Below are 20,565 nucleotides of genomic sequence, written 5' to 3'. Positions count from 1 at the left end.
TGGGTGCACTATTGGAGCAGTGCGCCGTGCGGAAAATGCGGCGTGGAACTTCGGGAGGGGCGATGGACGAGATCGACCGGGCGCTGCTCGACCTGCTCGCACGCGACGGGCGGATGAGTCATCGCGAACTCGCCGCGGCCGTCGGCGTCACCCGCGCCACCGTCGCCTCGCGTCTGCGCCGGCTCCTCGATTCGGGCGCCTTCACGGTGCAGGGCGTGGTGCATCCGTCGGTCCTCGGACGCGGCACCATCTGTTACGTCCGGATCGAGGTGGACGGTCCGGCGGCCCCCGTGGCCGGGGCCCTTGCGACGCTCCCGGAGGTCGTCTACGTCTCGGTGACCACGGGCCGGTTCGCGGTGGCCGCGGAGATCCGCACGGGCTCCGCGGAGGCCGTCGACGGTGCGCTCGCCCGCCTGCGCTCGCTGCCCGGTGTCGCGCGGGCGGAGACGCTCGCCTACCGGGAGGTGCACCGGGACGCGGTCGGGCCGGTCGGCGATGCCGATGCCCAGCTCGACGAGGCCGATATCGCGCTCCTGCGGAGCCTGGAGCGCGACGGTCGGGCGTCCTACGTCCAGCTCGGTGCCGCCGCGGGCCTGTCGGCGGCCGCCGCCCGGCGGCGGGTGCTGCGCCTGGTGGACGGCGCGGTGGTGCGGATCGGGCCGATCGTGAGCCGCGGCTCGGAGCACGCGATGGGGATGGGGATCCACGTGACCGGCGCGGCGCGCGCCGCCGCGGACGAGGTGGCCGCGGTGGCGGGCGTCAGCTTCCTGGCGCGCACCGTGGGCACGTTCGATCTTCTGGCCACCGTCCGGTCCCCGGCCGCCGCCGGGCTCGCGGAGGCGGTGGACGCGGTGCGCGCCCTGCCCTCGGTGTCCGGGGTGGAGACGTGGTCGCACCTGCGGTTCGTGAAGGAGTCGTACGCCTCGCTCGGGGAATGACGGTGCTCCGAGGGGCGGCGGACCGTCGGACTACCCTGGCGGGGTGGCCTCCGCGAACGAATCCCAGTCCGGACAGCTCGGCATCCGCGCCGATCTCGAGACGCTGCCGGCGTACGTGCCGGGCAAGTCGGTGCCGTCGGCGATCAAGCTCTCCTCGAACGAGGTGGTCGACGGTCCGCTGCCCTCCGTGGCCGCCGCCCTGGCCGAAGCGCTGACGGGGGCGAACCGCTATCCGGACAACGGTGCCGTGGCGTTGCGGGCCGAGCTCGCGAAGCTGACCGGGGCCACCGAGGAGCAGGTGCACGTGGGCTGCGGTTCGGTGGCGCTGTGCCAGGACCTGGTGCAGGTCACCTGCCGCCCCGGCGACGAGGTGATCTTCGCGTGGCGCAGCTTCGAGGCCTATCCGATCATCACTCGGGTGGTGGGCGCGGTGCCGGTGCAGGTGCCGCTCACCGCCGATGCGGTGCACGATCTGGATGCGATGGCCGCGGCGATCACCGACCGCACCCGCCTCATCTTCGTCTGCAACCCGAACAACCCCACCGGGACCACGGTCTCGGAGGAGCAGCTCGAGGCCTTCCTGGCGAAGGTCCCGCCGCAGGTGATCGTGGCGCTCGACGAGGCGTACTACGAGTACCACCGCGGCAACGCGCAGAGCGGTGAGCGGATCGACGGCGTGGCCGTGGTCGCGCGGCACCGCAACGTGATCGCGCTGCGCACCTTCTCGAAGGCCTACGGCCTGGCCGGGGTGCGGGTGGGCTACGCGATCGGCGATCCGGAGCTGATCGCCGCGATGACCAAGGTGCACCTGCCCTTCTCGGTGAGCGTGCCCGCGCAGGCCGCCGCCATCGCCTCGCTCCGTGCGAGCGACGAGCTGCTGGCGCGCACCGAGGGCGTGGTCGCCGAGCGCGTCCGCGTCCGGGACACGCTGCGGGAGGCCGGATACGACGTGCCGCACACGCAGTCCAACTTCGTGTGGCTGCCCCTCGGCGACGATGCGGCCCGGTTCACCGCCGACGCCGCCGAGGCCGGAATCCTGGTGCGCGGCTTCGTGGGCGAGGGTGTGCGCGTCACCGTGACCGTCCCGGAGGAGAACGACGCCTTCCTGGACTTCGCCACGGGCTGGCAGCAATAGATGCGGTGCACCGAGACGGCGGACGGAACCGGCGGTGTGCCCGCCCGACGACTCTCGGAGCGCAGCACGGGCATGAACCGCCGAAGGAGAGCACATCGATGAGCCTGTCCAAGCATGAGTTCGCGTTCACCGCGCACGTCCCGGTGCGCTGGTCGGATATGGATGCCCTGGGGCACGTCAATCACGCGCGGATGGTGACGCTGCTGGAGGAGGCACGCATCCAGTGGCTGCTGTCGGCCGGTGAGAAGTATGCGCCGCTGATCAAGAGCGCGTTCATCGCCGATGTGGCGATCAAGTACAAAGCCCAACTGTTCCACGAGGATTCGCCGGTTCAGGTGGGCATGTACATCGCGGGCAACCGCAGCGTCGACTTCACCATCGGCTACGAGGTGCGGGCCGCGGGGGCCGCGCCCGAATCCAAACCCGCGATCCTCGCCACCACGCAGATGGCCGTGGTCGATATCGACAAGCGCGCCCTGCGCCGCCTCACCGACGAGGAGAAATCCTACCTGGCGTCCTGGTCCCGCGACTGATCCCGACCGTTCTCCGCGGTGAACAGCTGCTTCACCTCGCCCTTCGGCAGTGACCTGAAACGCAACACCGCCGATGCGAGAACGAGGATCGGACCGGCCGACCACGGTTCGCCGAGTGCCGCCGGGATCGCGCCGGCGATCACGAGCAGTACGAAGGCGTTGCACCTGCGCCACCGGTTGGTCGTCGTGTTCGTGCCCCAGACGACCCACCCCGCCACCACGAGGGCCACGCTCGCGAAGAACGCGACGACGGCAGTGGTCATGCGGCGCTACCGCTCGGCCGGTGCATCCGGGCCATCGGTCACAGCCGGTGATTCGCCTCGGGGCGCCGACGGAGGCAGGGCCTGCCGTTTCGGCCCGCCGATCTCTCCGCGCACGCCCACGATCTGGCTCGCGACCCGCTTGGCGCTCTGTGTGGAGATCTCGCGTTCGCCGGAGCGCAGCACCAACTCGTGGATCTGCTGGTCGATGGATTCGATCGACATGCGCCGGGGCCGTTTGGAATCGGCCACGTCCACCAGGTCGCCCACCTTGGTCAGCGCCGTGACCCGGTCCACCAGCTCGTCCCAGACCCGGTCGAGCTCGCTGGAGCGCGTACCGTCGGCCAGTCCCGGGGCGTAGCGCAGCTGGCCCCACACCGACTTCAGCTGCGCCACATCGGCGGAGATCTGCACCAGATCGGTGGGCAGATCCAATTGCAGCAGTTGCTCATCGAGATCGCCGGAGCTCACGGACCGCGAATACGTGACCTTGTCGTAGACCAGGCCGGCGAGGAACAGCAGTACGTCGTAGCGGTCCTCGAAGATCAGCAGCCGGGGATCGGGGGCGCCGTGTCCGTCGACCCAGTCGGCCACCTGGGGCGCGAGCCGCAGCACCGGCCCGGCCACGCGGGAGACGGTGCGCGCCGCCACGGCGCCGGCCGACGGCGTCATCGGCAGCGGGGTCTGGCAGAGCGCATCGAAGAGTGCGTCGCGCTCGTCGAGGTCGAGGTGGACGGCGTCCTTGCGTGCCTTGCGCACGGCGCGAACACCCGCTGCGAAGGACACCCGGTTCAGCGTGAAGGCGTGGCGGTAGCCCGCCAGCTTGCGGCGGGCATCGGCGGCGCGGATCGCCTCGGCCGCGCTCTTGGCCTGGGCGAGCGGGCTGGGCGGCACCCCGTCGACCGACGGTGCCGGGGGCGGGGGCTCGGCGATCCGCCCGAGCTTGCGCAGCTTGGCGTAGCCGCCGATGTCGGGAAAGGCGCGCTCGGTGTCGAAACGGTTGATCACCACCTCGCGGGCGGCGGGTTGGAGATGGCCGGCGGCGATGAGGAGTGCGGCCTCGTCGGACAGCTCGCGCCGCGGCATGGGGATGGCCCGGGCGTCGCACCAGCGGCGCACGGGCGCCTCGATGTGCACCTCGGGTTCGGTCGCCTCGATCGGCACCTCCCGCGGTTCCGGTTCGGTCATCCGGTCACCCCCTCTCGTCGCTGCTGCGGTCGCTTCCCCCGGCCATTGTCCCCGAACGGCAGCGCCGCGCGCAGCCCCCACGCGAGCGGGACGCTGACCAGCGACGTCGCGACGAAGGCGACGGCGATGTTCCCGGTGAAGGGGGTCCACCGGAAGACGTCGAGCAGCAGCACGTCCATCACGATGAGGTGCACCAGGAAGTACTCGTAGGAGATGCCGCCGAGCCACACCATGGGTCGGCTGCCGAGGAACCGGTGGTAGGGGTCGGCGCTACCGGGGGCGAGGGCGAGCGGAGCTATCAGCGCGGCGGCCACGATGAGGTACAGCGCGGATTTCACGATGGCCTCGACCGCGCTCTTGGGCACCATGGTGGGCGCGCCCCCCACTGCGGGCAGTGCCGAAACCACGAAGGCGGTCACGGCGAGCACCAGGCAGGCGGGGGTGGCCCAGCGGGGCCAGCCGCGGATCAGCTCGGCGCACACGGTGAGCACCATCCCGGCCACGAACCACCACAGGTAGGCGGGTGGCCACATCCGTGCGGTGATCTGGATACCGGGGGCGATGACCGCCCAGATCGGGCTCACCGCGCCCAGCACCGCGAGCGATCCGAGGAGGAGGCCGGGGCGCCAGCGGTACCGGCAGATCACGGCGGTGAGCACCCACCCGATGAAGGGCAGGGCCACGTAGAAGGCCACCTCGACGGCCAGGCTCCAGGCCTGCGTGAGTCCCACCCGCAGGTGCCCGAAGCCGTAGATCTGGATGAATCCGAGGTTGCGGAGGTAGCCGTCGAGGCCCCCGCCCGAGGGGTTGGGCTCGTATCGCACCAGGCCCAGCAGGTAGACGAAGGTGACCACCACCCAGTACGCCGGGACCACACGGCGGAATCGGTGCCAGGCGTACCGCCGCAGATCGGGCTGGTGGTGCTGCCCCTCGCGCAGCAGGCGCACCCACGGCCGGAACAGCAGGAAACCCGAGAGCGCGAAGAAGATGGGCACGCCGATCTCGAACCGCGCCCACAGGTGCCCCGGGAAGTCGTCGGTGTAGTGACCGGTGGCGAACGCGGCGTGCGTCAGGCACACCGAGGCTGCGGCGACGGCACGCAGCCCGGTGAGCGGCGCTACCCGACCTTGCATCCATCCATTTTGCCCCGTCGGTCCGTCAGGCCCCAGGGGGCATCGCGGCCCGTGCGACGAACCGCGGCGGTCCGATCAGCGCGCATCGTCGGGGTCGATCACGAGGCGCACCATGAGCCGCTCCGGCGGTTGCGCAGTCCGAGCACCGAAACCGGTGTGGGAGTGGCTGGGCCGGCTCATCGCGCTCGCCCGCACCACCTCGCCGCGCACCCGATGGGTCAGCGTGGACAGCAGCCCGTTCTTGCTGAGCCGGACGTCGCCGAGGTCCACCTCGATCACGCCGCCGACCTCGGGCGCGGTCGGGCCGAAGCACGCCGCGGGCCCGGCGAGCACCACGGTGCGCCGGTCGCGGTCCTCCCGGAGCACGCGGGCGTCGATCTCCTCCTGCGTGGGGAAGTGCACGTCGGTCACCCGGATTCCGGCGACCACGCCGGGCGCCGCGGGGCCGCCCGGTTCGGCGCGGTCCTCGGGCCGGCGGGTGGCCTCGCGCACCTCGCGGTACTCGACGGTGCTCGGGTCGATCGTGAAGGTGCCGTCGGGTCCGCGCACGTACCGGCCCGTCTCCTCGACCAGCAGCTCGATCCGTCCGGCCACCTGCGGCGGCAGACCGTGCCCGTGCCAGCCGAGGCTGATGATGATGTCGGTGCGGTACGGATCGGTGACCGAGTGGCCGAGCTGGGCGACCACGTCACCGATCTGCACCAGGCCGCTGCGGGTGTCCCAGTCGTGGACCACCGGCGCGGGATAGCCGGGCCGGTGGCTCGGATAGAGGGTGAGGGCGCCGAGCACCGTCCCGCCGCGCCGCGGGACCTCGCCGCAGCACTGGTACTCCCACCGGGAGATGTGCACGTAGAGCAGCGCCGGGTCGAACGACAGCGATGAGTTCACAGTTCTTCACCGGCGCTGGACGATTCGTAACCCTCCGGTGCCACCTCCCGCGCGTCATCGTAACCGCGACCGCCGGAGACGGCAGTGGTCAGGATCAACGCGAGGTGCAGACCACGCGGGTTCAGCAGTAGCCGCAGATACCGGTGGCGGCGAGCTCGGTGAAGCAGTTGGGGCACAGCTTGGCCTGGCGCGGCTCGGGCTTCGCGGGCGCGGAGGCCTTCGCGGGCTTGGCCGCGGCACCGGCGCTCGCGCGGGGCGCCGCGGTGGTGCGGGCCTTGACCACGCGGCCGGACGCCTTCTTCGCCGGACGGGCCTTGACCGCCTTGGCTTGCGCGGCGCGGCGCGCCTCGGCGAGCTTCGGGGTGAGCTGCGGGCCGGCGCCGGCGGGGATCGTCGCACCGTAGTGCAGGTAGCAGGCGAAACGGGCGGCGGCGGCGTGCTCGTCCAGATCGGCCGGAACGGGCAGTCCGGCGGCGGCCACGGCGTAGGCGTATCCGTCGCCGACCGTCTGATCGTGTGCGACGGTGAGCGCCACGAGCGGCGGCTCCCCCGCGGCCTGGCAGCGGTCGGTGACGCGGCGCTGCAGGGCGGCGATCCAGGTGCGGACGGGGGCGCGGGTCGCGATGCCCGCCTCGGCCTGGGCGCGGGCGGCGAGCTCGGCGAAGCTGATGTAGGCGCCGTACCGGCCGGCGGTTTCCACGAGCACGGCGTAGGCGGCGTCGGCCCACTGGTCGAGCGCCTCGTCGAAGGGCACCGAGAGTTCGTTCGCGGTCCGCCACGCTTCGAGGTCGATCGGATCTTCCAGGGCAGGGACGGCTTCGCTCACTGACCTAGTTTACGTCCGCGCATGGGGTACAACGCAAACCGTTGCGCTCTACGTGAACTGGCGCACAACGTCGTACCCGATCTTGCAGATGAATGCGGAGACCACCACGAGGAAGACGATCTTGACGAAACCGCTCCCCTTCGCCACCGCCGTGCGCGCGCCGAGGTAGCCGCCCGCCACGTTGGCGCACGCCATGGCGATGCCCAGCTTCCAGTAGCCCGCACCCTGCGGCAGGAAGACCACGAGCGAGGCCAGGTTGGTGGCGAGGTTGGCGACCTTCGCCTTGGCGGAGGCCTCCAGGAAGGCGTAGCCCATGAGGCCCACCATCGCGAACACGAGGAAGGAGCCCGTGCCCGGGCCGAGCGCACCGTCGTACACGCCGATCGCGAATCCGGCCAGCCCGGCCGCCACGAGATGACGGTGCCCCGCGAACCGCAGGGCGGTGCTGCCGCCGAGATCGGGCTGGCGCAGCGTGTAGACGAAGACCACGATGAGCGCCGCCAGGATGATCGGGTTGAACGCCGCGCGCGGGATGTGCGAGGCGATCAGCGAGCCCACGATCGCGCCCGCGAAGGCGGGGACCGCAAGAGCGACCGCGGTGCGGGCGTCGGGTTTCACGCGGCGCCAGAAGGTGATGCTGCTGGTGGTGGTGCCCGCGATGGAGGCCATCTTGTTGGTGGCCAGCAGGTGGATCGGCGCCGCGCCGGGGAAGGCGATCAACAGGGCGGGCAACTGGATCAGGCCGCCGCCGCCCACCACCGAGTCCACCCAGCCGGCGGCGAGAGCGGCCAGCAGGAGCAGCAGCAGGGTGGTCGTGGAGATGTCGGGCACCGACACATCGTGCTGTAATGGCCTTGTGCATATCAACCCTTACGGGACCGATCCGGTGCTGCTGGCGGTCGACCTGGCGAACCGCCCGCCCGTCGATCTGACCGACCTGGTCCGGCGGTGCGACGAGCACGACATGTCGATCGAATCCGTGGGTGAGGGCGACTTCGAGGGCTGCCGCGCGGTGATCGACGCGTGGCTCACGGTGGTCGATGCCGCCGAGGTGTCCGAGCGGGTGGAACTGCTCAACGCGCTGCTCGCGACGCACGCCTCGCACCCGCGGGTGACCGACCACGCCGGCACCGGCTGGCACATCCACTACCGCGAGTCCGGCGCTACCCTGGCCGGTCAGCTCGCGGTGCTGATCCTGACCGGGACCGCGCTGCACCTCACCGAACGGGGGATGACGCGGCTCGGACGGTGCGCCTCCTCCGACTGCGAGCGCGTCTTCGCGGACGTCTCGCGCAACGGGCGGCAACAGTACTGTTCCCCGCGCTGCGGCAGCCGCGAGGCGGTGCGCCGGCATCGGGCGGGTTGACCCGCGACAAGCATCGGCAGTGATCCTTGGAGGTCCGCACAAGACCTTCGGGACATCTGTCCCCGTACCGTCGCCACATGCCCAACGACACCGCACTCGCCGACCGCCCCCTGACTCCCGAGGAGATCAGCGAGCGCGCGGAGGCCGCCGTGGGTTACCACTACGTGCACCCGGAGACCTACACCGTGGGCCGCGAGAAGGTGCGCGAGTACGCCCGCGCCTCGCAGTTCACCGATCCGCGGTACTTCGAGCTCGACGCCGCGGCGGCCGCGGGTTACGACGATCTGGTGGCGCCGCCCATGCTGGTGAGCGTGGCGGGCATCGTCGCCAACCGGCACCTGTTCGACGATTCGGTGATCGGCTACGGCGCGAGCCAGCTGCTGCAGGCCGACGAGTCGATGACCTACCACCGGCCGATCGTCGCGGGCCACGAGCTGACGATGCACGTGCACGTGGACAAGTACCGCAAGGTCGGCGGATTCGACATGGTCACCATCCGCAACGAGATGTACTCGCAGCAGGACGAGCACCTGGTCACCTTCTCCACCACCCTGATCGGCGGCTCGCCGGACGACGGTGCCGACTACGGCGACGTGGCCGAGAAGATCGTGATGCACGGGGTCATGAACGCCTGACGCGCACCGTCACGGCCTGATCCGCACCGTCATCGCCGGGTGACGCGCATGGGCAGCGACGACAGGCCCCGCACGTTCAGCGAGTGCACCCGCTCGGCGGCATCGAAGTCCACCTCGTAGCCGCGCACCGTCGAGACCACCTCGCCCAGAGCGATATCCGCCTCCAGCTTGGCGAGGTGCGATCCCAGGCAGAAGTGGCTGCCGAAGCCGAAGCTGAGCGAGGCCGAGGTGTCGCGACCGATCCGGAAGGCGGCCGCGTCGTCGAAGATCTGGGCGTCGCGGTTGGCGGAGGCGACCAGCAGCAGCACCCGATCGCCCTCGGGGATCACGGTTCCGCGGAATTCCACCTCGGATGTCGCGCGCCGCAACAGCATCTGGGTCGAGGTGTCGTAGCGCAGGGTCTCCGCCGACCACTCCCCCACCCGTGGCGGTGCGGCGAAGGGTTTGGCGCCCTCGTCGGGAAATCGTGCGCCCCAGTACATCGCGTTCCCGAGGAGCTTGGTGGTGGTCTCGTTCCCGGCCACGATCATGAGGATCAGGATGCCCACGATCTCCGCATCGGTGAGGGCCTGTTTCTCGCCGCCGTCGCCCTCCACCTGCGCGGCGATCAGGGCGGACACCAGATCGTCTGCGGGGCGGCCTCGACGTTCGGCGACGAGATCGAAGTAGTACCGATAGAGGCCGAAGAAGGCCTCCGCCGCCGGCTGGGGAACATCGAAAACACCGTCCTCCCTGTGGATCAGCACATCGCCCAGCCTGCACAGCTCATCCCGATCCGCGATCGGCACACCCATCATCTCGGAGATCACCTCCATGGGCACCAGGGCGGCGAAGTCGGCGACGAAGTCGAACTCGGCGCGCTCCAGGCACGCCGCCCAGTGTTCGCGCACGCGGCCCTCGATCCACGGCCGCAGTTCGCCGACTCGCTTGGGGGTGAAGGCCTTCGCCACGAGCCGGCGGATGCGCATGTGCCGCGGATCGTCCATGGCGATGAAGCTCATCGCGTACTCGGCGTCGGGGGTGTAGGCCGCCGGCTCCAGCGTGACACCCCACGCGCTCGACAGTCGCTCCGTGTCCCGAAAGGCCGCACGCACGTCGTCGTAGCGGGAGAGTGCCCAGAAATCGCGCTCCGGGTTGTAGTACACCGGCTGTTCGGCGCGCAGGCGCTCGTACACCGGATACGGGTCGTCATGGAAGGCGTGGGAGTACGGGTCGAGCACGGTCGTGGAACTGGACATGTGTCCAGACAGTAGTCCAGATCCCGCCGAAGTGGAACAGGTTCTCGGTATTCAGTCGCGCATCATCAGGTCGACCGCGCGGGTCAGCGCCGCCTTCGACGCCGCGACATCGATGTATCCCATCCCCGCCTGCACGAGCACACCCGAGTACGCGAGCTCGACGGACTCCACCAGCCCCGACGGTGCACCCGGCCCGAGCGCTTCGGCCAGGCGCCCGCGGATCAGCAGGCCCACCCGCAACCGCACCACCTGCGCATCGGGCTCGTGCCCGAGCAGTGCCGTGTTCACGGCGGTGGCGAACTGCGGATCGATCAGCACCAGATCGACCAGCCCGCACAGCACCTCCAGGAGCCGATCCCGCGGGGCCGCAGCCGGATCGGGATCGACGAGCTCGGCCTCCACCCTGCGGGCGAAGACCTCGGCGATCAGATGGTTCTTCGACGAGAAGTAGGTGTAGGCGGTGGCCGGCGAGACCCCCGCGGCACGCGCCGCCAGCCGCACGGTGAACCCGTCGACCCCGTGCTCGGCCAGCACCGCGGGTACCGCCGCGCACAGCTTCGCGACGGTGTCCGCCTGGGTGGGGGTCAGTCGCCTGCGGGGCAGGTCCGACGGTGCGCTGGACATGCGTCCAGACCCTAGTCCAGACCGCGCACCGTCGGGCTAACGGCGCTCGCGCCAGCGGTCGATCGGGGTCTTACCCTGCTCACCGAGGGGTTCGTCGAGGATCTTCTCGCGCCCCAGGATCGATCCGGTCACCCGCAGCCGCAGCCGCAGGTCCCACAGCATCAGCTTGTTGTAGAGCGTGAGCGCCTGCGGATTGACCACGTCGGCCAGACGCAACAGTCGGAGCAGGCGATCGAACCACTCCTGTTCGGTGTCGGTCCACCCCCAGCCGAGCATCTCCCGGAAGGCGGGCGGCAGATTCCCGCGCGTCATGAAGTGGTTGAGCGGGCCGAAGATCTTGGCCAGCACCCATCCGGGAGGGCCGAGCGCCTCGTTGAGGAACATGAAGTCCGACAACGATTTCAGATCGTCGCGCACCTCGGGGGCGATCGCGAGCGAGGGCAGCATCGAGTTCCAGTAGTCCTCGAACTCCTGCCAGCTCTGCGGCCACGCCGACTCCGGAACGTTGACGCCCGTGGCGAGCGGTGCCGCCGCCGGCGTCAGCACGTCGAGCGTCTCGCGATCGAGTGGGCCGTAGAGGAATTCGTACTGATCGATGTAGAAGCGGTACAGGCAGGCCGCCACCCACAGCTGCAGTTCGCGCGAGTTCCCGCTGTACTTCACGGGACTCTTCTCGGTCGAGTGGACGTGCGCGTGCACCTTGGCCATCTCGGCTCGGAAGGCCGCGCGATCCTGCTCGTCGCCCGCGACCGAGACCACGAGGTGCTGGCCGGTGGTGCGGAGCCGCTTGAACGGGTGCCGCCGCGGGCTGCCGGATTCGACGCGGCTCTCGTGCACGCCGTGCCCGACCGGCGGCAGCGACAGCTGCATGATGATGTTCGCGACGCCACTGGTCAGCCCCACCATCGTGAGCAGGTCCGCGAGGTTCTGCGGCTGCCGCCGCGCGCGGCGGCTGCGAGTGAGGAGCTGATCGACGACTGCCATATCCCTATCATGCATTCACCACCGCAAAGATGCACCCTTTTCGAGAACACGTCGTAACTTGGCCGCGGCGCCCGGTGTCGGACATCGGCGCTAGCGTGCCGGCATGAGCAACGCACTCGCGGAGATCGCAGCCGAAGTGGCACGCATCAACCCACTCGACGAGCTCGAAGTCCGGCATCAACGCGAAACCCTGGAGTGGCTCGGAGTCACGACCGACGTCTTCCGCCGCATCGCCGACCCTGTGGCACCGGTCCGGCACCTGGTGTCCTACTTCCTCCTCGTCGATCCGCACGGTGGCGTCGTGTTGCTCGGCGATCATGTGAAGGCGAATCTGTGGCTGCCCTCCGGGGGTCACGTGGAGCCCGGCGAGCATCCCGCCGACACCGTGGTTCGGGAGTGCCGCGAAGAGCTGGGAATCGATGCCCTCTTTCATCCGGCGGTGGGTCGCCACCCCCTCTTCATCACGATCACCGACACCGCGGGCGCGAGCAACGTGCACAACGACGTGAGCCTGTGGTTCGTGCTCGGACATGCCCGGGACACAGTTCTCGCGGTCGACCCGAGGGAGTACCGCTCCGTCCGTTGGTGGTCGCCGAATGCGATCCATCGCGAAGATCCGGCCCTGTTCGACCCGCACATGCGGAGGATGCTCTCGAAACTCGACGCAGCCGGAATCACGAGGGCCACCGGTACCGTCGGGGGCACTACCCCTTCACCGATGGAGCCCTCATGACGGAATGGGTCGAAGTGCTCAAGGTCCTGGTCGACGGGCCGCGCCTGCCGGTCCGCGGGGTCGTCCGCACGCTCCACGCCGATCTGATCGACCGCACCGAGACCTTCGGTTTCATCGGTGCGCCGCCGATGCCGGTGGTTCTCGGTGACCACGACGTCCGGGTCTGGCGCGACGGACGGCGAGTGCGGGTGGAGCGCCCCGACGGCTCGCCGTACTTCATCACCGACGGCGTGACCGCGTGGGAGTTCTCCGACGATCCCGACGAGAGTCCGACTCACGCCCCCGCGGACCGCGTGTACTACTCGGGCCCCGGTTCCGAACTCCTGATCTCCCGCAGCGCCCAGGACTGGCTTCACGGCGACGATTTCACCCGACCGAACGGCCCGATCGGAGAGACCACGTTCCTCGATAGATCGTGCTGGGCCGTCGAACTCGCGCCCCCGGAGCACAAGCCGTACCCGCTCCAGATCGTCGTCGACCGGGAATCCGGCGCGATCCTGCAGGAGCGCAACGACGATGCCGGCTTCTCCGTCGAGTACATCGAACTCAGCATCGGAGAACCGGTCGACGGTGCGGTGTTCACCTGGACCGGGCCCTCCACTTCCCTGGATGAACGATGGGCTGCGCGGCGGGCGGAGTACGAGGCCGCGGAGCAGGCGCGGCTGGCGGAGAGCCGCACATGGTTCACCGACCACGTCGCCGCCCCCGCGCTCACCGTGGAGGTGGCCCTGGGATTCTCCTTCTCCCACTTCTACGATCTCGATCCCGCCGACGGCAGCTTCTCCGCGCGGGTCCAGGCCGATCGGGCGGGCGGACCCGACGGGGTTCTGTCCAGGCGCGCCCGATCCACCCAAGAATGGGACTTCGGGAGGGTCGGTTACCCGGTTCGTCGATGGTCCACCAGTGATTTCGATTGGGCGTGCTGGATGTCGCAGGACTTCCTCGATGACAACGCCCTCGGCCAACTACAGAGGCACCTCCACCCGGACGAATCGGCCGTCGATCAGTTCACCGTCGAACCGGACCACACCTGAATCAGTTCAGCCGTTCCGTGAGGTGGACCGTCACCTCGTCGCCGTCGGTCTTGCCGATCTCCTTCCGGATCGCGGCGGATACCGGCAGCTTGTGGGTTCCGTCGCCGAGCGCCATGAACGACGAGGTGAAGGGCTCACCGTCGACCGTGCCCTTCACCTTGACCAGCCCTCGCGTGCCGAAGATCGTGGCGGAATCCCGGAGCTGCACGCAGGTCCACGTGTCTCCCTCCCGGACTTTGCCGAGTGTTGCTGTGAAGGTGATGTCGAGCGGGCCTGCCGTGGCTGCCATGAAGCCTCCTTGGAACGAACTGGCGGTGGAGTCCAGTCTCCACCGGCGCGATCGCTGCGTCCGAGCTTCCGACCTGCGCTACCGGCTGCACGACATGCGTCACACGGCGGCGTACTCGCACCGCGCGCTCAGTACTCGATGTGCGCGAGTCTTGCGCGGGCCGAGGCCGAGCACCTGCTGCACCGCGGTGTACGGGGTGGCGAAACAAGTAATCTACGCGCCGAAGGGGCGGGTGCAATTTTGAGAAACGAAACGAAGCTGCAAAACGTTCGATTCTGGTGGCCTCGACGTGAGTTTTCTCCGGAGGCCGTAGCGGCCCTGCTCCACCAGTTTCTAGCCGCGGGCGCCGGCGCCGAGGCGATCCACGCTCGCTGGTTCTTCGGCGGTGACACCCGTGCGGAGGGGCTCACCAACGTCGCGTTCGACCTCCAGAACACCCCGATTGGTACCATGCGATCGGCGGGTTCGATTTCTCGGTGGGCGGAGTGGCCACAGTATCTGGGAACACGATTTCGATCAGTCCCCAGGTAGATATTGATGACTTCTATAACTGGGATGGCGGGAAGTCTACGAAGGTCGGCCCAGTGACTATTAGCGACGCCAGTATGAAAGACCTCGTTACTGCAGGTGTTGCGTAGAAGTTCCTTATCAAAGGGTCAAGTTCCCTACCTACCATGACAATTCCGAAGTAGAGAATGGTGAGAATGACGCGACGTCTAGCAACGGGGCAGGCAATCAAGTTAGGGGCCGGATTCTTGGTCGCCACGGCCTTATTCGCCACCGTCGGTTGCGGCGAGAGCAAAGGCGGACGGAACAATTCTATCGACTATGCGTGCAAGAATTCCGACTCCACGCGCCTCCTTGCCTCTGCAGGACTGCTCAATGCCGCACAGTCCACTCGCGCAACGCTCACGCTTAGGATGGCGCGATGCGATCGTGATCTGATTAGCGAATTTGACTTACGCATCAGAGGCGGTACGGTTACGGACTTTACCGCTGCCGCAAGCATGAATAGCCCCACCTTCGAGGCTGGAATGCGAGACCAGCCTGGGTATGTGATCCAGGATCAAGTGAACACTGAGACGTTCGGGCGGCTATATAGAGAGGTGCAGGTTTCCTCCGTCTCGGCCGACGGCAATGTCGGCGGCACTGTCAAGTTGTTCGCCACCTAGAGTCACGAAGCAACGGTTCCTCCAAAGTCATGTCCAGAGGACCCCTCGAAGACTCTCCAGCGGTTCTCGTGTGGGGATTTGTGTGGATGAACGAGTCATGGAGGTTCCTCGACTGACGAGAACCCTTCCCTGACCTGGCGGAAGCGGAGGGATTTGAACCCCCGGTGGTTTCACCCACGCTCGCTTTCAAGGCGAGTGCATTCGGCCGCTCTGCCACGCTTCCCTGCGCCGAATGCTACCGGACCACGGACCGGCCGACGGCTCACGACCCATCGCCGTGCCGGGTGTGCTACCCATGAACCATGAAGGCGATCGACGTCGATGAAACCACCCAAGACCTGCGGCTCGTCGATATCCCAACCCCGGAGCCGGGGCCCGGCGAGGTCCGGATCAAGGTGGCCGCCGCCGCGGTGAACCGGGCCGACCTCATGCAGCGCCGCGGCCTGTACCCGCCGCCGCCGGGCGCGAGCCACATCTTGGGCCTGGAGGTCTCGGGCACCGTCGACGCGCTCGGCGAGGGCGTCACGAGCCTGCGCCCGGGCGACGAGGTGTGCGCACTCCTGGCCGGCGGTGGCTACGCCGAGTACGCGGTGGTCGCGGCCACCCAGTGCCTCCCGATCCCCGCCGGTGTGAGCCTGGTGGACGCCGCCGCGCTCCCCGAGGTCTCGTGCACCGTCTACTCCAACGTGGTCACCGAGGCCGGGCTCAAGGCCGGCGAGACGCTCCTGCTGCACGGCGGTGGCAGCGGCATCGGCACGCACGGCATCCAGCTCGGCAAGGCGCTCGGCGCCACGGTGGCCGTGACCGTCGGCTCCGAGTACAAGGCGCAACGCTGCCGCGAGCTCGGCGCCAATATCGTGATCAATTACCGCGAACAGGATTTCGCGGAGGAGCTGGACGGCCGGGCCGACGTGATCCTCGACATCATGGGCGCGAAGTACCTCCCCGGCAACGTGCGCGCGCTCGCCCCGCACGGGCGCCTGGTGATCATCGGCATGCAGGGCGGCACCGAGGGAACGCTGAACATCGCTGCGCTGCTTGCCAAGCGCGGCCGGGTGAGCGCGACCAACCTGCGGGGCCGCCCCGCCACCGGACCGAACAGCAAGGCCGAGGTGGTGAGCGGTGTCATCGATCACGTGTGGCCGCTGGTGGCCGCCGGCGAGGTGAAGCCCATCATCTCCGCCCGCCTCCCCTACACCGAGGTCGACGCCGCCCAAACCCTCCTCGATTCGCCCGAGTCCATCGGCAAGGTGCTCCTCGTCGTGGATCCGCAGGCATGACAGACGATCTCGGTGCACGCCTCCTCGACGCACAGGTCGAGTTCGCGAAGAAGCAACTCCGCGACACCGCCTACCACGCCCTCGTGATCGACGAGGTCGACCACGCGCTCGCCGAGGCCTCGCGACTGACCCTCGCCGAATCCGTCACCCCCGACATGATCAAGGCCGTTGCGGCGAAGTACGCCGTGCAGGTCCCCGTGGAGGGCGCGATCCCGGAGCTGGTGGGCGAGATCGCCGGCCGGCTCTACCGGCACTCCGCGAACGAGGAGACCAGCCTCGCCGATGTGGTCGACAGCCGCCGCTTCGACGAGCTGCTCACCGCCGTGCTGGAGATGGAGGTCACCCAGCGGATCCTGCAGCAGCTGTGGGAGAGCCCCGTGACCGCCGATACCGTGAGCTCTGTCCTACACGTGGCCGCCACCTCCGCAGCCGACGATGCGGCCCGCGTCCTGGACCGGAATCCCGTGACGCGCACCGTCGCCGGTGCCGCGAACCGCGTCTTCGGCCGGGCCCTGCCCGCCCTCGGCGAACGCGCCGACGAGGCCACCCGGCGCGGCGTGCGGGCCGTGCTGCGGCGCGCCACCGTCGACGGTGACCGGTCGGTCGCCGAGGCCGTCCGCGACGTGTGGCGGCGCAACCGCGAGAACCCGCTGGCCGCCTACCGCGACATGGTGACCGACGCCGACATCGAAGACGTGGTGGTGCTGATCTTCGAGTTCTGGCGCACCTTCCGCGACACCGACTACTTCCGCGCCCTGCTCGACGAGGGCATCGACCACGTCTTCGACAAGTACGGCGACACCTCGCTGTACGACCTGCTGGCCGAGCTTGGCGTGGGCCGCGAGGACATGATCGAGGAGGCGCTGCGCTTCGGGCCGCCCGTGATCGCCACCCTCGACGAGCGCGGCGTGCTCGACGCCCTGCTGCGCCGCCGCCTCGCGCCCTTCTTCGAATCCGACGAGTATCGTGCCGCCATGGAGAATCGCCCGTGAACACCCGCATCGCCGCCGCGGCCGCCGCCGCAGCCCTGCTCGCCACCGCCGCGTGCGGCCAGAACGGCACGCCCGCACCGTCGTCCAGCTCCACCGAACCGGCCGCCGCATCCAGCGCCGGTGCGTGGTCGTCGTCCGCCCGCCCGGGACCGGCCCCCGCGGGTGCTCTCGCCTCCCCCGCCCACGGCTACTTCCCCTCGCTCACCGCGACACCGGGAACACCGGACGGGGCAACGGTGTCGATCCCGACCCTGCAGGGCGGCGACCCGGCGGTCACGAAGCGGTTCAACGAGGCGATGAAGGCCTCCCGCGCCGGAATGCCCCCGGCCGATGAGAGCACCACCGCCAGCGACGGCGAACTCACCGGCGGATACCGCAGCGGCGTCACCCGGATCGGCGCGAATGCCGTGGCCGGGCGCATCGTCCTGTACTGGAACGGCAAGGGTGCGGCCCACCCCAACAACAGCCTCGGCACCGTGGTGATCGCGACCAAGACCGCCACCCCCGTCACCGTCGACGACGTGTACCGCGACAAGTCCGCCGCGCTCGGCCGGATCCGCGGCCTGCTCCCCGAACTCGACACCAGCGGACGGCTCCGCGCGGACAACGTGAGCGGCGACGACATCCTGGACGCGTGGCTTCCCACCGCGACCGGCATCGAGGTCTACGTGCCCGTGGCACACGCGGCCGGCGATTACGTGCCCGTCGTGGTCCCGTACGTCAAGATCGCCGATCTCCTGCGGCCGGGCATGCTGGACGTCCTGCGCGCCGACTGACTACAGGGCCGACTGACTACAGGAAAGCCGTGACCACCACGGCCACACCGCAGATCGCCACGATGATGCCGCCGGCGAGCGAGATCATCCGCTGCGTGCGCTCGGTGGACCGCGATCGCAGCGCGGCGCCCACCGCGACCAGCACCTGGCACCAGCCGAGCGAGGCGATACCCACACCCAGCGCGAAGATCCCGGCCACCGCGGGCTCGTGCAGCCGCGAGCCCAGGCCCACGGCGATCGCCATGAAGTACAGCAGCGGCATCGGATTGATCATGGTGAGACCGAAGAACAGCCCGAACCGGCGCAGGCCGGTGCGGGCGGCGCGGTCGGCATCGGTGGTCGCGCCCGGGGGCCGTCCGCGGAAGGCGTTGCGCAGCGTCACCGCCGCCACCACGAACAGCAACACGCCGCCCACGGCCGCGGGCCACTTGCCCCAGCGCTCCACCGTGGGCGCCACCACCGACCCCGCCGCGAGAGCGATCACGCAGTAGAGGAAGTCGGCCAGCCCCACACCGCAGGCGGCGGGCGCACCGCGGCGCCACCCCCGATCGGTGCCCTCCTTGAGCAGGAGCACGCCGATCGCGCCGATGGGCACGGTGGCGCCGAGTCCGGCGAGGATCCCGGCCCCGAAGGTCGAGATCAGCTGCGCGGCATTCACCCGGAGGCCGCCGCTACCCGAGAGAGGCGAGCGCGCGGATCAACTGATCGACGTCGTACGGGGTGGAGTACTGCCCCAGCCCGACGGTGACCGCACCGCCGTACTCCGGCACGCCGAGGCCCGCGAAGTACCGGCTGGGCACGTTCGACAGCGCGCACACCCCATTGTCGGCGAGCCGCTTGGCCGCCTTCGCCGCGGGCACCCCCGGCAACGTGAACGAGACGATGGGCACGCGCCGCTCGGCACGGCCGATGATCGCGACCTGCGGCGTGGACGCCAGCGAGCTGAGCAAGTAGTAGAGCAGCCGCTGCTGGTACTGCCGCAGCCCGAACATCGAATGCTCGAGCCGATCGCGGCGGGTGCCCACGGACGCCTCATCGAGACCGGCCAGATGATCGATCGAAGCGATCAGGCCGGCGAGCATGGCGTACTGGTGCTCGCCCACCTCCAGGCGCTCCGGTCCGGCCAGGCTACGGTCCGGATTCACCGCGCGCAGGCGCCCGATCATCGACGGATCGCGGAAGACCATCGCAGCCACCTGCGGGCCGCCCCATCGGTTGGCGCTGACCACCAGGACATCGGCGCCGAGGCGTTCGATGTCGAGAAGTTCGTACGGTGCCGCGCTCGTGGCATCCACCACCAGCAACGCACCGGCCCGGTGCGCGGCCTGCGCGGCCGCGGCCACATCGAGCACGGACCCGATGGTCGACGAGGCCAGGGGCATCGCGATCACCGAGGTGGCGGAGTTGGCCAGCTCGTCGAACTGCCAAGCCGGCGCCTCGCCCGTCTCGATATCCGCCTCGACCCACTTCACACGGGCGCCGCCGCGATCGGCCACCCGCAGCCACGGCGCCTGATTCGCCTCGTCGTCCAGGCGGCAGAGCACCACCTCGGCACCGAGGCCGAGCCGCGCGCTCAGCGATTCCGCGAGGCTCGACAGCAGCTGCTCGCGGCTGGGCCCGAGCACCACGCCCTCGGGTTTGCCGTTCGTCAGATCCGCGACCGCCACCCGCGCCGCCTGCACGATGCCACGAGTGTGTGCAGCTGCAGCATAGACACCATGAGGGTTGCTCACGAACCCACGGAAAGCGTTCGCTACTGCAGATGCAACAGCCCCCGGAATCTGGGCGCCCGCCTGGGGGTCGAAATGGATCCAACCATCCCCCAGCGCAGGGAAAAGCCCCCGGATGCGGGCAACGTCGAACGCCGAGACAGCGACGGCGGACGAGGCCCGACCGGGAGAACCCTGGTCACCTGAGAACGTGTTCACTGCGATGCAGATTACACCCGTCAACCGACGAGTCGGCGGCCCGCCCACGCCGTACTGCCAGAATGGTGCTATGAGCGATCGCAACGACGTGGAGATCATCCCGGCCGAGAACCCGGCGTCCACAACTGGTGGTGCGGAGGCGGCGAGCGACGGCCACGACGAGTTGGCGGGCATGGTCGAGCAGCCCGCCAAGGTGATGCGGATCGGCACCATGATCAAGCAGCTGCTGGAGGAGGTACGTGCCGCTCCCCTCGACGACGCCAGCCGGGCCCGGCTCAAGGAGATCCACCGCACCTCGATCAAGGAACTCGAGGACGGTCTATCGGACGATCTGCAAGCCGAACTCGAGCGCCTCGCCCTCCCGTTCACCGACGATTCCACCCCGTCGGACGCCGAACTGCGGATCGCCCAGGCCCAGCTCGTGGGTTGGCTCGAGGGCCTGTTCCACGGCATCCAGACCGCGCTGTTCGCCCAGCAGATGGCGGCCCGCCAACAGCTGGAGCAGATGCGCCAGGGCGCGCTGCCCCCGGGGATGAACCCCGGACCCGAGTCGCAGACGGGCCACGGCCAGTACCTATGACCTCCCCGGGCGACTCAGGCGAGACGGGTACGC

General features: G+C 69.4%; 23 protein-coding genes and 1 tRNA gene. 11 read left to right on the top strand and 13 right to left on the bottom strand.

Annotation, left to right across the window (positions count from 1 at the left end):
* Nucleotides 1-62 precede the first annotated feature (62 nt).
* The 3 genes from TTY48_RS09840 to TTY48_RS09830 all read left to right on the top strand — a co-directional run bounded on the left by TTY48_RS09840 (nucleotide 63) and on the right by TTY48_RS09830 (nucleotide 2,606).
* Nucleotides 63-938, top strand: a complete 876-nt coding sequence (locus TTY48_RS09840; protein WP_220657323.1) for an Lrp/AsnC family transcriptional regulator — start codon at nucleotides 63-65, stop codon at nucleotides 936-938.
* 43 nt (nucleotides 939-981) lie between these two features.
* Nucleotides 982-2,073, top strand: coding sequence for a histidinol-phosphate transaminase (gene hisC / locus TTY48_RS09835; RefSeq protein WP_220657322.1), 1,092 nt, complete (start codon nucleotides 982-984; stop codon nucleotides 2,071-2,073).
* 98 nt (nucleotides 2,074-2,171) lie between these two features.
* Nucleotides 2,172-2,606 (top strand): thioesterase family protein, encoded by a 435-nt coding sequence (locus TTY48_RS09830; protein WP_220657321.1) that lies wholly within the window; start codon nucleotides 2,172-2,174, stop codon nucleotides 2,604-2,606.
* Here the strand turns inward: TTY48_RS09830 and TTY48_RS09825 are convergent.
* The 6 genes from TTY48_RS09825 to TTY48_RS09800 all read right to left on the bottom strand — a co-directional run bounded on the left by TTY48_RS09825 (nucleotide 2,579) and on the right by TTY48_RS09800 (nucleotide 7,732).
* Nucleotides 2,579-2,869 (bottom strand): hypothetical protein, encoded by a 291-nt coding sequence (locus TTY48_RS09825; RefSeq protein ID WP_220657320.1) that lies wholly within the window; start codon nucleotides 2,867-2,869, stop codon nucleotides 2,579-2,581. The genes TTY48_RS09830 and TTY48_RS09825 overlap by 28 nt on opposite strands.
* 6 nt (nucleotides 2,870-2,875) lie before the next feature.
* Entirely contained in the window at nucleotides 2,876-4,054 is a 1,179-nt protein-coding gene (locus TTY48_RS09820; protein ID WP_220657319.1) for a hypothetical protein, read from the bottom strand.
* Entirely contained in the window at nucleotides 4,051-5,187 is a 1,137-nt protein-coding gene (locus TTY48_RS09815) for an acyltransferase (protein ID WP_220657318.1), read from the bottom strand. Before TTY48_RS09815 ends, TTY48_RS09820 begins: the two co-directional genes overlap by 4 nt.
* A 75-nt stretch (nucleotides 5,188-5,262) precedes the next feature.
* Nucleotides 5,263-6,075 carry a hypothetical protein gene (locus tag TTY48_RS09810; protein WP_220657317.1) on the bottom strand — a complete coding sequence of 271 codons (813 nt, stop codon included), beginning with the start codon at nucleotides 6,073-6,075 and terminating at the stop codon, nucleotides 5,263-5,265.
* A gap of 121 nt (nucleotides 6,076-6,196) precedes the next feature.
* Nucleotides 6,197-6,901 (bottom strand): hypothetical protein, encoded by a 705-nt coding sequence (locus TTY48_RS09805; RefSeq protein ID WP_255585607.1) that lies wholly within the window; start codon nucleotides 6,899-6,901, stop codon nucleotides 6,197-6,199.
* Between the two features lie 48 nt (nucleotides 6,902-6,949).
* Entirely contained in the window at nucleotides 6,950-7,732 is a 783-nt protein-coding gene (locus TTY48_RS09800) for a TSUP family transporter (protein ID WP_220657316.1), read from the bottom strand.
* 25 nt (nucleotides 7,733-7,757) lie between these two features.
* Here TTY48_RS09800 and TTY48_RS09795 point away from each other — a divergent pair, with 25 nt between their 5' ends.
* Entirely contained in the window at nucleotides 7,758-8,267 is a 510-nt protein-coding gene (locus TTY48_RS09795) for a CGNR zinc finger domain-containing protein (protein ID WP_220657315.1), read from the top strand.
* Nucleotides 8,268-8,344: 77 nt separating this feature from the next.
* Nucleotides 8,345-8,902 (top strand): MaoC family dehydratase N-terminal domain-containing protein, encoded by a 558-nt coding sequence (locus TTY48_RS09790; RefSeq protein WP_220657314.1) that lies wholly within the window; start codon nucleotides 8,345-8,347, stop codon nucleotides 8,900-8,902.
* Nucleotides 8,903-8,931: 29 nt separating this feature from the next.
* Here the strand turns inward: TTY48_RS09790 and TTY48_RS09785 are convergent, their stop codons facing one another.
* The 3 genes from TTY48_RS09785 to TTY48_RS09775 are packed head-to-tail and all read right to left on the bottom strand — an operon-like array spanning nucleotide 8,932 to nucleotide 11,748.
* Complete coding sequence (locus tag TTY48_RS09785) at nucleotides 8,932-10,140, bottom strand: cytochrome P450 (RefSeq protein ID WP_220657313.1); 1,209 nt, start codon at nucleotides 10,138-10,140, stop codon at nucleotides 8,932-8,934.
* 51 nt (nucleotides 10,141-10,191) lie between these two features.
* Nucleotides 10,192-10,764: a TetR/AcrR family transcriptional regulator gene (locus TTY48_RS09780; protein ID WP_220657312.1), complete on the bottom strand. Its 573-nt coding sequence runs from the start codon at nucleotides 10,762-10,764 to the stop codon at nucleotides 10,192-10,194.
* A 36-nt stretch (nucleotides 10,765-10,800) separates the two neighbouring features.
* Entirely contained in the window at nucleotides 10,801-11,748 is a 948-nt protein-coding gene (locus tag TTY48_RS09775; protein ID WP_255585606.1) for an oxygenase MpaB family protein, read from the bottom strand.
* A gap of 103 nt (nucleotides 11,749-11,851) precedes the next feature.
* Here TTY48_RS09775 and TTY48_RS09770 point away from each other — a divergent pair, with 103 nt between their 5' ends.
* Nucleotides 11,852-12,481, top strand: a complete 630-nt coding sequence (locus TTY48_RS09770; RefSeq protein ID WP_220657310.1) for an NUDIX hydrolase — start codon at nucleotides 11,852-11,854, stop codon at nucleotides 12,479-12,481.
* Nucleotides 12,478-13,515, top strand: a complete 1,038-nt coding sequence (locus tag TTY48_RS09765) for a hypothetical protein (protein ID WP_220657309.1) — start codon at nucleotides 12,478-12,480, stop codon at nucleotides 13,513-13,515. The genes TTY48_RS09770 and TTY48_RS09765 overlap by 4 nt, the downstream gene beginning before the upstream one ends.
* Before the next feature lies 1 nt (nucleotide 13,516).
* Here the strand turns inward: TTY48_RS09765 and TTY48_RS09760 are convergent, their stop codons facing one another.
* Nucleotides 13,517-13,804 carry a DUF1905 domain-containing protein gene (locus tag TTY48_RS09760; RefSeq protein WP_220657308.1) on the bottom strand — a complete coding sequence of 96 codons (288 nt, stop codon included), beginning with the start codon at nucleotides 13,802-13,804 and terminating at the stop codon, nucleotides 13,517-13,519.
* A 1,307-nt stretch (nucleotides 13,805-15,111) separates the two neighbouring features.
* Nucleotides 15,112-15,199, bottom strand: a tRNA-Ser gene (locus tag TTY48_RS09755).
* Nucleotides 15,200-15,278: 79 nt separating this feature from the next.
* Between TTY48_RS09755 and TTY48_RS09750 the strand changes: the two genes are divergently transcribed.
* Genes TTY48_RS09750 through TTY48_RS21325 form a run of 3 tightly spaced genes read left to right on the top strand, consistent with a single transcriptional unit; the run spans nucleotide 15,279 to nucleotide 18,024 of the window.
* Nucleotides 15,279-16,256 (top strand): NAD(P)H-quinone oxidoreductase, encoded by a 978-nt coding sequence (locus tag TTY48_RS09750; protein ID WP_220657307.1) that lies wholly within the window; start codon nucleotides 15,279-15,281, stop codon nucleotides 16,254-16,256.
* Nucleotides 16,253-17,248 (top strand): hypothetical protein, encoded by a 996-nt coding sequence (locus tag TTY48_RS09745; RefSeq protein WP_220657306.1) that lies wholly within the window; start codon nucleotides 16,253-16,255, stop codon nucleotides 17,246-17,248. Before TTY48_RS09750 ends, TTY48_RS09745 begins: the two co-directional genes overlap by 4 nt.
* On the top strand, nucleotides 17,245-18,024 hold the full coding sequence (locus TTY48_RS21325) for a hypothetical protein (RefSeq protein ID WP_255585605.1): 780 nt from the start codon (nucleotides 17,245-17,247) through the stop codon (nucleotides 18,022-18,024). The genes TTY48_RS09745 and TTY48_RS21325 overlap by 4 nt, the downstream gene beginning before the upstream one ends.
* Nucleotides 18,025-18,040: 16 nt before the next feature.
* Here the strand turns inward: TTY48_RS21325 and TTY48_RS09735 are convergent, their stop codons facing one another.
* Both TTY48_RS09735 and TTY48_RS09730 read right to left on the bottom strand, forming a co-directional pair.
* Nucleotides 18,041-18,682, bottom strand: coding sequence for a LysE family translocator (locus TTY48_RS09735; RefSeq protein ID WP_220657305.1), 642 nt, complete (start codon nucleotides 18,680-18,682; stop codon nucleotides 18,041-18,043).
* 13 nt (nucleotides 18,683-18,695) lie between these two features.
* Complete coding sequence (locus TTY48_RS09730; protein WP_255585604.1) at nucleotides 18,696-19,952, bottom strand: cysteine desulfurase-like protein; 1,257 nt, start codon at nucleotides 19,950-19,952, stop codon at nucleotides 18,696-18,698.
* A gap of 70 nt (nucleotides 19,953-20,022) precedes the next feature.
* Here TTY48_RS09730 and TTY48_RS09725 point away from each other — a divergent pair, with 70 nt between their 5' ends.
* Nucleotides 20,023-20,532: a bacterial proteasome activator family protein gene (locus TTY48_RS09725; RefSeq protein ID WP_220657304.1), complete on the top strand. Its 510-nt coding sequence runs from the start codon at nucleotides 20,023-20,025 to the stop codon at nucleotides 20,530-20,532.
* The last annotated feature ends 33 nt before the right edge of the window (nucleotides 20,533-20,565 follow it).

It is taken from the genome of Tsukamurella sp. TY48 (assembly GCF_019656655.1).
GTDB classification, from domain to species: Bacteria; Actinomycetota; Actinomycetes; order Mycobacteriales; family Mycobacteriaceae; genus Tsukamurella; species Tsukamurella strandjordii.
This window is presented reverse-complemented; position numbering and strand designations above follow the sequence as displayed.

What these genes read in the sequence shown, in the direction of transcription:
- TTY48_RS09840 (WP_220657323.1), top strand. Translation starts at nt 63, where the DNA reads ATGGACGAGATCGACCGGGCGCTGCTCGACCTGCTCGCACGCGACGGG.
- TTY48_RS09830 (WP_220657321.1), top strand. Translation starts at nt 2,172, where the DNA reads ATGAGCCTGTCCAAGCATGAGTTCGCGTTCACCGCGCACGTCCCGGTG.
- TTY48_RS09825 (WP_220657320.1), bottom strand. Translation starts at nt 2,869, where the DNA reads ATGACCACTGCCGTCGTCGCGTTCTTCGCGAGCGTGGCCCTCGTGGTG.
- TTY48_RS09820 (WP_220657319.1), bottom strand. Translation starts at nt 4,054, where the DNA reads ATGACCGAACCGGAACCGCGGGAGGTGCCGATCGAGGCGACCGAACCC.
- TTY48_RS09815 (WP_220657318.1), bottom strand. Translation starts at nt 5,187, where the DNA reads ATGCAAGGTCGGGTAGCGCCGCTCACCGGGCTGCGTGCCGTCGCCGCA.
- TTY48_RS09790 (WP_220657314.1), top strand. Translation starts at nt 8,345, where the DNA reads ATGCCCAACGACACCGCACTCGCCGACCGCCCCCTGACTCCCGAGGAG.
- TTY48_RS09785 (WP_220657313.1), bottom strand. Translation starts at nt 10,140, where the DNA reads ATGTCCAGTTCCACGACCGTGCTCGACCCGTACTCCCACGCCTTCCAT.
- TTY48_RS09780 (WP_220657312.1), bottom strand. Translation starts at nt 10,764, where the DNA reads ATGTCCAGCGCACCGTCGGACCTGCCCCGCAGGCGACTGACCCCCACC.
- TTY48_RS09775 (WP_255585606.1), bottom strand. Translation starts at nt 11,748, where the DNA reads ATGGCAGTCGTCGATCAGCTCCTCACTCGCAGCCGCCGCGCGCGGCGG.
- TTY48_RS09770 (WP_220657310.1), top strand. Translation starts at nt 11,852, where the DNA reads ATGAGCAACGCACTCGCGGAGATCGCAGCCGAAGTGGCACGCATCAAC.
- TTY48_RS09765 (WP_220657309.1), top strand. Translation starts at nt 12,478, where the DNA reads ATGACGGAATGGGTCGAAGTGCTCAAGGTCCTGGTCGACGGGCCGCGC.
- TTY48_RS09760 (WP_220657308.1), bottom strand. Translation starts at nt 13,804, where the DNA reads ATGGCAGCCACGGCAGGCCCGCTCGACATCACCTTCACAGCAACACTC.
- TTY48_RS09750 (WP_220657307.1), top strand. Translation starts at nt 15,279, where the DNA reads ATGAAGGCGATCGACGTCGATGAAACCACCCAAGACCTGCGGCTCGTC.
- TTY48_RS09745 (WP_220657306.1), top strand. Translation starts at nt 16,253, where the DNA reads ATGACAGACGATCTCGGTGCACGCCTCCTCGACGCACAGGTCGAGTTC.
- TTY48_RS09725 (WP_220657304.1), top strand. Translation starts at nt 20,023, where the DNA reads ATGAGCGATCGCAACGACGTGGAGATCATCCCGGCCGAGAACCCGGCG.